Below are 12,880 nucleotides of genomic sequence, written 5' to 3' on the forward strand. Positions count from 1 at the left end.
TCCATTATGTACTATTTAAAAAACACAAACTTTTGGATGTTCGGTTTATTCTTTTTCTTTTACTTTTTTATCATGGGAGCCTACTTCCCGTTTTTCCCGATTTGGCTACATGACATCAACCATATCAGCAAAAGTGATACGGGTATTATTTTTGCCGCTATTTCTCTGTTCTCGCTATTATTCCAACCGCTGTTTGGTCTGCTTTCTGACAAACTCGGGCTGCGCAAATACCTGCTGTGGATTATTACCGGCATGTTAGTGATGTTTGCGCCGTTCTTTATTTTTATCTTCGGGCCACTGTTACAATACAACATTTTAGTAGGATCGATTGTTGGTGGTATTTATCTAGGCTTTTGTTTTAACGCCGGTGCGCCAGCAGTAGAGGCATTTATTGAGAAAGTCAGCCGTCGCAGTAATTTCGAATTTGGTCGCGCGCGGATGTTTGGCTGTGTTGGCTGGGCGTTGTGTGCCTCGATTGTCGGCATCATGTTCACCATCAATAATCAGTTTGTTTTCTGGCTGGGTTCTGGCTGTGCACTCATCCTCGCCGTTTTACTCTTTTTCGCCAAAACGGATGCGCCCTCTTCCGCCACGGTTGCCAATGCGGTAGGTGCCAACCATTCGGCATTTAGCCTTAAGCTGGCGCTGGAACTGTTCAGACAGCCAAAACTGTGGTTTTTGTCACTGTATGTTATTGGCGTTTCCTGCACCTACGATGTTTTTGACCAACAGTTTGCTAATTTCTTTACTTCGTTCTTTGCTACCGGTGAACAGGGTACGCGGGTATTTGGCTACGTAACGACAATGGGCGAATTACTTAACGCCTCGATTATGTTCTTTGCGCCACTGATTATTAATCGCATCGGTGGGAAAAATGCCCTGCTGCTGGCTGGCACTATTATGTCTGTACGTATTATTGGCTCATCGTTCGCCACCTCAGCGCTGGAAGTGGTTATTCTGAAAACGCTGCATATGTTTGAAGTACCGTTCCTGCTGGTGGGCTGCTTTAAATATATTACCAGCCAGTTTGAAGTGCGTTTTTCAGCGACGATTTATCTGGTCTGTTTCTGCTTCTTTAAGCAACTGGCGATGATTTTTATGTCTGTACTGGCGGGCAATATGTATGAAAGCATCGGTTTCCAGGGCGCTTATCTGGTGCTGGGTCTGGTGGCGCTGGGCTTCACCTTAATTTCCGTGTTCACGCTTAGCGGCCCCGGCCCGCTTTCTCTACTGCGTCGTCAGGTGAATGAAGTCGCTTAAGCAATCAATGTCGGATGCGGCGCGAGCGCCTTATCCGACCAACATATCAGGACGGAATGATCGCAATGAACATGTCGATGACAGAAAGAATAAAAGCAGGCAAGCTATTTACCGATATGTGCGAAGGCTTACCTGAAAAAAGACTTCGTGGGAAAACGTTAATGTATGAGTTTAATCACTCGCATCCATCAGAAGTTGAAAAAAGGGAAAGCCTGCTTAAAGAAATGTTTGCCACGGTAGGGGAAAACGCCTGGGTAGAACCACCTGTCTATTTCTCTTACGGTTCCAACATCCATATAGGCCGCAATTTTTATGCAAATTTCAATTTAACCATTGTCGATGACTACACGGTAACAATCGGTGATAACGTACTGATTGCACCCAACGTTACTCTTTCCGTTACGGGACACCCTGTACACCATGAATTGAGAAAAAACGGCGAGATGTACTCTTTTCCGATAACGATTGGCAATAACGTCTGGATCGGAAGTCATGTGGTTATTAATCCAGGCGTCACCATCGGGGATAATTCTGTTATTGGCGCGGGTAGTATCGTCACAAAAGACATTCCACCAAACGTCGTGGCGGCTGGCGTTCCTTGTCGGGTTATTCGCGAAATAAACGACCGGGATAAGCAATATTATTTCAAAGATTATAAAGTTGAATCGTCAGTTTAAATTATAAAAATTGCCTGATACGCTGCGCTTATCAGGCCTACAAGTTCAGCGATCTACATTAGCCGTATCCGGCATGAACAAAGCGCAGGAACAAGCGTCGCATCATGCCTCTTTGACCCACAGCTGCGGAAAACGTGCTGGTGCAAAACGCAGGGTTATAATCATCAGCCCAACGACGCACAGCGCATGAAATGCCCAGTCCATCAGGTAATTGCCGCTGATACTACGCAGCACGCCAGAAAACCACGGGGCAAGCCCGGCGATGATAAAACCGATTCCCTGCATAAACGCCACCAGCTTGCCAGCAATAGCCGGTTGCACAGAGTGATCGAGCGCCAGCAGCAAACAGAGCGGAAACGCGCCGCCCAGACCTAACCCACACACCATCGCCCACAAGACCGGCAATTGCAGCGGCAACCAGATAAAGCCGCAGAACCCCACCAGTTGTAACACCAGCGCCAGCATTAACAGTTTGCGCCGATCCTGATGGCGAGCCATAGCAGGCATCAGCAAAGCTCCTGCGGCTTGCCCAAGCGTCATCAATGCCAGTAAGGAACCGCTGTACTGCGCGCTGGCACCAATCTCAATATAGAAAGCGGGTAACCAGGCAATCAGGCTGGCGTAACCGCCGTTAATCAGACCGAAGTAAACACCCAGCGTCCACGCGCGGGGAGTGAATACCACGCGAACCGGAGTGGTTGTTGTCTTGTGGGAAGAGGCGACCTCGCGGGCGCTTTGCCACCACCAGGCAAAGAGCGCAACAACGGCAGGCAGCGCCCACCAGGCGAGTGTTTGATACCAGGATTCGCTATGTTGAACTAACCAGGGCGTTATGGCGGCACCAAGTCCACCGCCGCCCATCAGAGCCGCAGACCACAGCCCCATCACCTGTGGCGTGCGTTGCTGAAACCGCCGTTTAATCACTGAAGGCATCACCGCCTGAATGATACCGATCCCCACCCCACCAAGCAGTGCGCTGCTAAGCAGCAGCACACTTTGGGGGTAAAGCTCACGCATCAATGCACCGACGGCAATCAGCAACAGACTGATGGCGACGCTGCGACGTTCGCTGACATGCTGATGAAGCCAGCTTCCGGCCAGCGCCAGCCCGCCCATGGTGACCACCGGCAGAGCGGTCAACAGGGCAGCCACGCTAAAGCTCATTCCGCTCGCCTGGCGCAATTGCGGTAGCAGTGGACCGACGGAGGTGAGCAGTGGTCGCATATTAAGACCAATCAGCACCAGAACCAGCAGCATCGTGAACGTCTTTTGATGATTGCGCATGGCTGTCAGAACGGCTTGGTCGGCAGATATTTACCATCTAAGGTAATGACCGCACGTTCGCCACCTTCCGGGTCCGCCACTTTCTTAACGTCGAGTTTGAAGTTAATCGCGCTGATAATGCCATCGCCAAACTTCTCATGAACCAACGCTTTCAGGGTTGTGCCGTACACCTGCAACATTTCATAGAAACGATACATCGTTGGGTCGGTTGGAATACGGTCATCAATGCAGCCACGCAGTGGAATCATCTGCAACAGTAGAATGGCGTCTTCGTCGAGATCCAGCTTCGCCCCGACCAGGCGGGCGGCGTCGGCAGGAAGCGCTTGCTGCCCCAGCAAAGCCGCGGTTACGAAGGCTTCTGCCAGACCGGTACCGTCGGCAATCTCGGCAAATGAGAGATCTTTTTTAGCTTTGCTGAGCAAAATGGCATCGGCAAGATCAAGACGAATATTGCGGTTAATTTGTGACTGAATCATGGTGGATCTCCTGATGGTTTAAAAATAAGGTTACGCTGCGGTCGGTTGGCGTAGCGGTATGGCACAAACGCGAGGATTAGCGACCAGTGGCACAAACTGGCGGGTTGCGCCGTCAAAAGCTGCGATGCTGCCGCTTTCAATGTCGTAGACCCAGCCGTGCAGGGCGATCCGCCCCTCTTCGAGCGCCAGGCGCACCGATGGATGAGTTTGCAAATTAGCCAACTGAGCAATGACGTTTTCACGTACCATCGCCGCAGCTTTTGACGGTAAATCGGAATGCGGGCGCGCCTCATTAACGACGCGGGCTGAATCGGCATAACGCAGCCAGTGGGAGACGGCAGGCATATGGTCCATGCACTGACAGCTGGCAATGGCGGTCATCGCGCCACAGTTGGAATGACCACAAATCACAATGTCAGATACCCGAAGCGCAGCGACGGCATACTCCACCGAAGCAGAAACGCCACCGGGTTCCGGCCCGTAGGAAGGGACGATATTGCCCGCGTTGCGAATAACGAACAGATCGCCAGGCTCACGTTTCGTCACCAGCTCAGGGACCAGACGGCTGTCGGAGCAGGAGATAAAAAGTGTGCGCGGGCTTTGCTGTGTCGCCAGCTGTTTAAACAAGGCTTCCCGCTTCGGAAATGCCTCGCGCTGGAATTTAAGGAATCCATCAATAATCTCTTTCACCGTTAACCTCTGTCTGTCTCTGGAATGAGAGGCAGACTACTCGCCGATTGTCATAAGGTAAAAGTCTCATTTATGATGAGTTCTATTGGATTTACTTATAGGTTGGCGAATGCTCTCTCGACATATCAACTATTTTCTTGCCGTGGCTGAACATGGCAGCTTTACCCGTGCCGCCAGTGCGTTGCACGTCTCCCAGCCTGCGCTTTCCCAGCAGATTCGCCAGTTAGAGGAGAGTTTAGGCGTGCCGCTGTTTGACCGTAGCGGGCGAACGATTCGTCTCACTGATGCAGGAGAAGTCTGGCGACAGTACGCCAGCCGGGCGTTACAGGAACTGGGGGCGGGTAAACGGGCGATTCATGATGTTGCCGATCTGACGCGAGGATCGCTGCGTATCGCCGTCACTCCCACCTTTACAAGCTACTTTATCGGCCCTTTAATGGCGGATTTCTATGCGCGCTACCCCGGCATCACGCTCCAGCTACAGGAAATGTCGCAGGAGAAAATCGAAGATCTGCTTTGTCGCGACGAGCTGGACGTTGGGATTGCCTTCGCGCCTGTGCATTCGCCGGAGCTGGAGGCAATTCCTTTACTGACAGAAAGTTTAGCGTTGGTGGTGGCGAAACATCATCCGCTGGCTGCCTGTGAACAGGTGGCGTTGAGTCGCTTGCATGATGAAAAACTGGTCCTGCTCAGCGCGGAATTTGCCACCAGAGAGCAAATTGACCACTACTGCGAGAAAGCGGGGCTACATCCACAGGTGGTCATTGAGGCGAACTCAATTAGCGCGGTTCTGGAGCTGATTCGCCGCACTTCCCTTTCCACATTGTTACCAGCAGCGATTGCCACACAACATGACGGGCTTAAAGCGATTTCTCTTGCCCCGCCACTACTGGAGAGAACGGCGGTTTTGTTGCGGCGGAAAAATAGCTGGCAGACAGCCGCCGCGAAGGCATTTTTGCACATGGCGTTGGAGGAATGTGCGGATGTTGGCGAGAATGAATCACGGTAGCCACTGACACAGGTCAGTGGCTCTTCAACACAGAGGAAATTACCGTTTGTAATCGATGGCTTCTGGCTGCTCCAGATATACGGTGGTTTGTGCCGGTTGTGTACTGGCAATCACCTTGCCGCCACGTACCGAATAACGTACCGGAACCTGACGGCGCAGCGCATCAAATCCATTTTCAGCCGGCAGGATAATCAGGTTTGCGCTGTTTCCGGCGGCAATGCCGTAATCCTGCAAATTCAATGTTCTGGCACTGTGGTGGGTGATTAAATTCAGGCCATCATTAATCTGCCCGTAGCCCATCAACTGGCAAACATGCAGCCCCATATGCAGCACTTGCAGCATATTCGCCGTTCCCAGCGGATACCACGGATCGAAGACATCATCGTGACCAAAGCAGACGTTAATGCCGGACTCCAGCATCTCTTTAACGCGCGTGATGCCGCGACGTTTTGGATACGTATCGAAACGTCCTTGCAGATGAATATTGACCAGCGGGTTGGCGACAAAGTTAATACCGGACATTTTCAGCAAGCGGAACAGGCGTGAGGTATACGCCCCGTTATAGGAGTGCATTGCCGTGGTGTGGCTGGCGGTGACTCGCGCGCCCATGCCTTCACGGTGCGCCAGGGCAGCAACGGTTTCGACAAAGCGCGACTGCTCGTCATCGATCTCATCACAGTGAACGTCGATGAGACGGTCGTATTTTTGCGCCAGGGCGAAGGTTTTATGCAGCGACTCCACGCCGTATTCACGGGTAAATTCAAAATGCGGAATCGCCCCCACTACATCTGCCCCTAAGCGTAACGCCTCTTCCAGCAACGCTTCACCGTTGGGATACGACAAAATCCCTTCCTGAGGGAAGGCGACAATTTGCAGATCAATCCACGGCGCGACTTCCTGCTTCACTTCCAGCATTGCTTTCAGCGCAGTTAGCGTTGCATCCGAAACATCGACATGGGTACGCACATGCTGAATGCCGTTGGCAATCTGCCATTTCAGCGTTTGCCAGGCGCGTTGTTTCACATCGTCATGGGTTAATAACGCTTTGCGCTCGGCCCAGCGTTCAATGCCTTCAAACAGCGTGCCGGACTGATTCCAGTTCGGTTGTCCGGCGGTTTGCGTGGTGTCCAGGTGAATATGCGGCTCCACAAACGGCGGTATAACTAAACCTTGTTCGGCATCCAGGCTGTTTTCAGTTATGGGCATCACGCCGGATTGCGCATCAATGGCGCTGATTTTTCCGTCCTGCAGATGAATCTGCCACAGCCCCTCTTTGCCTGGTAACCGGGCGTTAATAATTGTTTGTAAAGCGTTATTCGACACTGTTAACCTCCACATGCGTCATTGCTGCTGTCGTTTTACGATTCAAAATCGGGTTAAGGATCAGATAGCTCAGCGCGCCACCTAATACCGCGTTGACCGGAACAATTCCCGGTAACCAGTGGCCTGCGGCAATCCCCAGCGCGACCGCCAGAATCGCCACCCAATTGACACTCATCATACGCGTGGTCGCAAAGTGCTCATAGCGGCGACGGTTCATCAGATAGTCGGCGATGATCACGCCCCCTACCGGAGGAATAGCTGCCGAAAGGAAGGTCAACCAGCCGACAAAATTGTTATACAGCCATAATGCGCAGACCGTACCGATAATACCGTTGATTACCGAAAGGGTTTTGCTCGACATACCGGTAATGTTGGCGAAACCTAAACCCGACGCATAGAGTGCGTTATCGTTGGTGGTCCAGATATTCAGCCCCAGCACCACAATCGCAGGCAGCAGCAGGCCCTGAGCAATCATCACATCAGAGATATCCGCCATGCCCAGTGCCGCAGCGCCCGCTGCACCGAAAATAAACATCAACGAGTTGCCGAGGAAAAAGGCCACCATCGCCACCAGCACCGCCAGTTTGGCATTGCGACCAAACCGGACAAAGTCAGCGGTGAGCGTACCCGCACTGATAAATGACCCCACAACCAGCGCCAGCGCGACATTGAAATCTAACGGTTGTGCGGGAACGACCGCTTTTAATGCGTCCAGGCCGCCCATGCCGTTAACAGCCAGCCACACGGAATAACCGCCCAGGCAGGCGATAGCCGGAACCGCAATCACCGAAAGAACCGTCAGCGCCGAAATGCCAAAAAAGACGGTGACGGTCATCAGTAAACCGGAAACGGCAATCAGCAAATTAATATCCAGCCCGGTTGCCTTACCCACCGGAATGGCAAACATCGCCACACCGACGCCAAACCAGCCAACCTGAGTTCCGCCCAGTAGCAGTGAAGGCAGCCATGAGCCTTTAACACCAAACGAGAAGCGAGCAAGAAGATGAGTGGTCAGGCCGGTTTTTGCGCCAATGTAACCGAGAAATGAAGTGTAAATACCGAGGAGAAGATTACCGATGAGAACTGCGAGGAAGAAATCATGATAGCTAAGACCGGTTCCGAGAGTGCCGCCGGTCCACATACTGGCGGAAAAGAAGGTTAATCCCAGCATGACGAACGTCAATGCCAATACCCCTTTCCGCGCCGACTGCGGGACTGGCCCCTGGCTAAAGTTGTTATCTTGCGACACGAAATTCCCCCTTTTTGCTGTTTGAAACCCAAAAAATCCGCCGCATTCTATTCATCTGAAGATAAAAAGCAATCGTTTTCGTGGGGAAATATATTTTTTATATGAATGAGTGCAAAAAGGTGGGGGAAAAATTATCGGTGTAAAAACAGTGGGTAGTGGGTAGATACTGTTATGGCCTGCAAGTTTTTTCCTGGTCCGGTTTCCCGGATTGCAGGCATGCCAGACACAGCGCCGTCAGGCGCTGTTTTTTTCATCCCTTCCGCGATTTTTACGCCGCTACCGGATTATGCCGTGACGCATCGAACGGCACGCCTGACTTCAGCACTCCATACGCCACCTGTGCCAGCTTGCGCATCATCGCGCCGAGAATCACCTTTCCTTTCTTGCCATTAGCCGCCAGACGGTCGCGGAACGCCCGTCCCCACTCAGTCTTACTGGTGGCTACCATTGCGGGCATATACAACGCCCTGCGAAGCGACACATGTCCGGCCTTACTCATCCGGCTCGCCCCTCTCACACTGCTACCTGATTCATAACGCCGTGGTGTCAGACCCGCAAAAGCGGCGAACTGTCTGGCATGGGCGAAGCGGTCCTTCAGACCGATATAAGCCAGCAATACCGCAGATGTTTTCTCTCCGATACCCGGGATGCTTTCCAGCAGTTTCCTGCGGTGTTTCATATCCGGATCATCGTCTGTCAGGTCTTTTATCTGCTTCTCAAGACGCTTCAGCTCTGCTTCAAGCCACAGAAGGTGAGCATCAATGCTCGGTCTCTGGACTTCCCGCGCCGTTTCAGTGCGATTCAGTTCCTGCGTGTGCATATCTGTCAGCGCCTGGTGGCGGACTACCAGGGCACGCAACGCGCGTTCAAGCGGGTGAGGCGCTTCCCAGGCTGCAGGGCGCTTCTGACGACAGAACTCTGCCAGCATGCGCGCATCCACGGTATCAGTCTTGTTACGCAGTCCTTCACTCTGAGCGAAAGCTTTACCCAGCGCAGGATTAATGACTGACACTATGTAGCCAGCATCGTAAAGGCACTCAGCGACAGGTTCCATATAGGTGCCGGTCGCTTCGATGCAGATATGCGCATGGTCAATCTTGTGACCTTTCAGCCAGCTCACCAGCTCATCGTGCCCTTTAGTGGTGTTAGCGAATTTTTTGGTGCGATGACGACCATCAGGACGCAACACATCGACATCCAGTTTCTCTTTAGCGGTGTCGATACCGATATAATGAAGTTCATGTTCCATAGTGAAACCAACCTTGCAAATACGGATTACCGGGAAAACCGGTCCATGATACTGTCCGGTTTATCACTTTGGGAGAAAGGCAGTCCGCTGCATAAATCTACGCAACAGGTTAGAACCCAAGGCCCGATACGGCATGCGGACTGCAGGCAGAGAAAACTGGCCGATTTTCTCTGCACTGGAGGGATAATACAAGGCCTGATAAGACGCGTCAGCGTCGCATCAGGCATCGGCGCATGGTGTCGGATGCGCCACGCGACGCATCCGACAATACCTTACTCTTCCATCGCCTGGCGGATCTGATCCAACGACGCTGGATCATCAATGGTCGTCAGATCTCCAGGATCGCGTCCTTCGCAAATCGCCTGGATCGTGCGGCGCAGCATTTTTCCGGATCGCGTTTTTGGCAATTGCGAGACAAACCAGACGTGCGCCGGGCGGCCAAAGTTGCCAATCTGGCTGTCCACCAGCGCCATAATCGCCTTCTCTTGCGAATGCGCCACATCACGATCTTCCAGACTGTCGCTCTCTTTCGGAATGACAAACGCTACCGCCACCTGCCCTTTCAGCGCATCTTTCACCCCAACCACCGCCACTTCGGCAACGCCCGGATGACTGGAAATACTCTCTTCAATCTCGCGCGTGCCCAGCCGATGCCCGGCAACGTTAATCACATCGTCAGTGCGCCCGAGAATAAAGTGATAACCGTCAGCATCGCGGATGCCCCAGTCAAAGGTGGCGTACACCGGACGGGAAAACAGCGACCAGTACGTCTTCACAAAGCGGTCGTCATCGCCCCAGATGGTCTGAATACACCCCGGCGGCAGCGGCCCTTCCACCACCAGCATCCCTTTCTCGTTGACGCCACACGGTTCGCCGGTGACTTCATTAAGCAACTGCACGTTATAGCCATACATCGGCACGCCGGGGCTTCCCAGACGCGTCGGCCTGTCGTCCAGACCGCGAGCAATCGCCATAATCGGCCAGCCGGATTCGGTCTGCCAGTAGTTGTCGATGACCGGCACATCCAGCGTATTGCTCACCCAACTGGCGGTCGGCTCGTCCAGCGGTTCTCCAGCCAGATAGAGCACTTCCAGCGACGAGAGATCGTGTTTGCGAATTTCAGCGGTAGGGAATTTTTTCAGCACGCGAATGGCGGTCGGCGCTGAGAACATCCGGCTCACCTGATATTTCTCGACGATTTTCCACCACACGCCGCAGTCCGGCCAGGTCGGTAATCCTTCGTAAACGATAGTCGCCATCCCCGCCAGCAGCGGCGCGTAGACGATATACGAATGCCCCACCACCCAGCCGATATCCGAAGCACAAAAGAACACACCGCCCGCTTTGCCGCCAAAAATGGTGTCCATCGAGGTCGCCAGCGCCACCGCATATCCGCCGACGTCACGCTGCACGCCTTTAGGTTTGCCGGTCGTGCCGGAGGTGTAGAGAATGCAGGAGGTTTCGTTGGATTCCAGCCACGCCACCGGTACCCGCGCGCCGATGTGTTGATGGCGCAACGACGCGAAATCGACATCCCGCCCGCTGACGCGTGCCATTTTCGCCAGCCCGCGATCCACCAGCAAAACATGGCGTGGCTGGTGCTGCGCCTGACTTATCGCATCGTCGAGCAATTTTTTATAGGGAATGATTTTGCCACCGCGCGCTCCGGCATCAGCCGAGACAATCAGCACCGGTTTAGCATCATCAATTCGCGCCGCCACGCTGTGCGAGGCAAATCCCCCAAACACCACCGAATGAATAGCGCCAATGCGCGCGCAGGCCAGCAGAGTAATATGCGCTTCGGCAATCATCGGCATATACACCAGCACCCGATCGCCACGCTGCACGCCCAGCGAGCGCAGCATTGACGCCACCGCGTTTACTTCGTCATGAAGCTGACGAAAGGTAAAGGTGCGCTCTTCTTCTGTTTCCGAAGAGACGGCAATCAGCGCCAGCGCCTCTGGTTGTTTCTCCAGCCAGCGGTCGATAGCGTTGTGGCACAAGTTGGTTCGGCCTTCACAAAACCAACGGGCAAACGGCGGATTGCTGTGATCGAGCGTTTGCGTAAAGGGCGTCTGCCAGTCAATACGCCGGGCCTGCTCGGCCCAGAACTGCTCCGGTTCGTTAATCGAACGCTGATAAAATTCGCTAAAAGACATAATGCTCTCCTGTTGAACTTACGCCTTACCGCTGTTTGCTTAAATGACGTACAGGTCGAGATACTCATTGACCGGCATCTGTTCCAGGCGAGTTCTGTCGAGAGAAACCTCCAGAATGCGCTGCTGTTGGCGAGTCGGGAACTGGCGCGCGAGATTGATTTTGAATTTATCGACCAGTTTCGGAATACCATCCTGACGGCGGCGAGCATGACCAATGGGGTACTCCACCACCACTTCTTCAAATCGTGTGCCGTCGGTGAACTCAAGGGTAATGGCATTGGCGATGGCGCGTTTTTCCGGGTCGTGGTAGTCAGCGGTAAATGCCGGATCTTCAAAGCAATTGATCTTCTCGCGCAGGGCGTCGATACGTTTATCTTGCGCCACGTTGTCCTCGTAATCTGCCGCCGTTAAGCGCTCGAACAGCAGCGGGATCGCCACCATGTACTGAATGCAGTGATCGCGGTCTGCCGGGTTATTGAGCGGTCCTTTTTTGTCGATGATGCGAATACAGGCTTCGTGGGTGCGAATGGTCACTTTTTCGATATCCGCCGCCGTTTTGCCTGCTGCCTGCATCTGTTCATAGAGCGTCATCGCTGCTTCAACTGCCGTCTGGGAGTGGAACTCCGCCGGGAAGGAGATTTTGAACAGCACATTTTCCATAACGTAGGAACCGTACGGGCGCTGGAAGCGGAACGATTCACCTTTAAAGGAGACGTCGTAGAAGCCCCACACCGGCGCAGTCAGGGCTGACGGGTAACCCATTTCGCCCGTTTTCGCCATCAGTGCCAGACGTACCGCGCGGGAAGTGGCATCGCCCGCCGCCCAGGATTTACGCGTGCCGGTGTTCGGCGCATGGCGATAGGTGCGCAGCGACTGACCGTCCACCCACGCCAGCGAAACGGCGTTGAGAATTTCCTCGCGGGTCAGGCCGAGCATTTCGGCGACCACGGCGGTGGAAGCCACTTTCACTAACAGAACGTGGTCGAGGCCGACGCGGTTAAAGGAGTTTTCCAGCGCGATGCAGCCCTGAATTTCATGGGCTTTGATCATTGCGGTCAGCACCTGTTTCATGGTCAACGGCGCTTTGCCGCTGGCGACCGCGTTGCGCGAAAGCCAGTCCGCCGTTGCCAGAATGCCGCCGAGGTTGTCGGAAGGATGGCCCCACTCCGCCGCCAGCCAGGTATCGTTGAAATCGAGCCAGCGGATCATCGCGCCGATGTTAAATGCCGCCTGGACGGGGTCGAGCTGGAACTGAGTTCCGGGGACGCGCACGCCGTTGGGTACGACGGTGCCGGGAACAATTGGCCCCAGCAGTTTTTTACAGGCCGGGTATTCGAGAGCTTCCAGACCGCAGCCGAGCGTGTCGAGCAGGCAGTAATGTGCGGTGTCGTAGGCCACTTTAGAGCTGATTTCGTAGTTCATCACGTAATCGACGATATCAACGATTTCACGATCAAATTCCGGGCGGATGTTGTTGATTTGAGCTGACATTGGGTACGTTTCC

At 53.7% G+C, this 12,880-nt stretch carries 11 protein-coding genes; 3 read left to right on the plus strand and 8 right to left on the minus strand.

What is annotated here, in order from left to right; genetic code table 11:
* The first annotated feature begins 6 nt into the window (after positions 1-6).
* Positions 7-1,260: a lactose permease gene (gene lacY / locus HGD79_RS10140; RefSeq protein ID WP_000291549.1), complete on the plus strand. Its 1,254-nt coding sequence runs from the start codon at positions 7-9 to the stop codon at positions 1,258-1,260.
* Positions 1,261-1,325: 65 nt separating this feature from the next.
* The gene (lacA, locus tag HGD79_RS10145) at positions 1,326-1,937 is read left to right on the plus strand and encodes a galactoside O-acetyltransferase (protein WP_001361018.1); all 612 of its coding nucleotides are present in this window, start codon (positions 1,326-1,328) and stop codon (positions 1,935-1,937) included.
* A 102-nt stretch (positions 1,938-2,039) separates the two neighbouring features.
* Here lacA and cynX read toward each other — a convergent pair whose 3' ends face one another.
* From cynX to cynT, 3 genes are read right to left on the minus strand one after another with little or no spacing between them, the layout of a single operon-like run.
* On the minus strand, positions 2,040-3,221 hold the full coding sequence (gene cynX / locus HGD79_RS10150) for a cyanate transporter CynX (protein WP_001315292.1): 1,182 nt from the start codon (positions 3,219-3,221) through the stop codon (positions 2,040-2,042).
* A gap of 5 nt (positions 3,222-3,226) precedes the next feature.
* Complete coding sequence (gene cynS / locus HGD79_RS10155) at positions 3,227-3,697, minus strand: cyanase (RefSeq protein WP_000616241.1); 471 nt, start codon at positions 3,695-3,697, stop codon at positions 3,227-3,229.
* Between the two features lie 30 nt (positions 3,698-3,727).
* Positions 3,728-4,387, minus strand: a complete 660-nt coding sequence (gene cynT, locus HGD79_RS10160; protein WP_096147217.1) for a carbonic anhydrase CynT — start codon at positions 4,385-4,387, stop codon at positions 3,728-3,730.
* A gap of 109 nt (positions 4,388-4,496) precedes the next feature.
* On the opposite strand from cynT, the gene cynR reads away from it, so the two are divergent.
* Positions 4,497-5,396, plus strand: a complete 900-nt coding sequence (cynR, locus tag HGD79_RS10165; RefSeq protein WP_000952482.1) for a transcriptional regulator CynR — start codon at positions 4,497-4,499, stop codon at positions 5,394-5,396.
* A gap of 39 nt (positions 5,397-5,435) precedes the next feature.
* On the opposite strand, the gene codA is transcribed toward cynR, so the two are convergent.
* The 5 genes from codA to prpD all read right to left on the minus strand — a co-directional run bounded on the left by codA (position 5,436) and on the right by prpD (position 12,867).
* Positions 5,436-6,719 (minus strand): cytosine/isoguanine deaminase, encoded by a 1,284-nt coding sequence (codA, locus tag HGD79_RS10170; RefSeq protein ID WP_001299008.1) that lies wholly within the window; start codon positions 6,717-6,719, stop codon positions 5,436-5,438.
* The gene (gene codB / locus HGD79_RS10175; protein WP_000076236.1) at positions 6,709-7,968 is read right to left on the minus strand and encodes a cytosine permease; all 1,260 of its coding nucleotides are present in this window, start codon (positions 7,966-7,968) and stop codon (positions 6,709-6,711) included. Before codB ends, codA begins: the two co-directional genes overlap by 11 nt.
* Before the next feature lie 268 nt (positions 7,969-8,236).
* Positions 8,237-9,217 carry an IS110-like element IS621 family transposase gene (locus HGD79_RS10180; RefSeq protein WP_000399648.1) on the minus strand — a complete coding sequence of 327 codons (981 nt, stop codon included), beginning with the start codon at positions 9,215-9,217 and terminating at the stop codon, positions 8,237-8,239.
* A 272-nt stretch (positions 9,218-9,489) separates the two neighbouring features.
* On the minus strand, positions 9,490-11,376 hold the full coding sequence (gene prpE, locus HGD79_RS10185) for a propionate--CoA ligase (protein ID WP_000010270.1): 1,887 nt from the start codon (positions 11,374-11,376) through the stop codon (positions 9,490-9,492).
* A gap of 39 nt (positions 11,377-11,415) precedes the next feature.
* The gene (gene prpD / locus HGD79_RS10190) at positions 11,416-12,867 is read right to left on the minus strand and encodes a 2-methylcitrate dehydratase (protein ID WP_168848382.1); all 1,452 of its coding nucleotides are present in this window, start codon (positions 12,865-12,867) and stop codon (positions 11,416-11,418) included.
* Positions 12,868-12,880 lie beyond the last annotated feature (13 nt).

Source organism: Escherichia sp. SCLE84 (assembly GCF_012584495.1).
In the GTDB taxonomy this organism is placed as follows: domain Bacteria; phylum Pseudomonadota; class Gammaproteobacteria; order Enterobacterales; family Enterobacteriaceae; genus ECMA0423.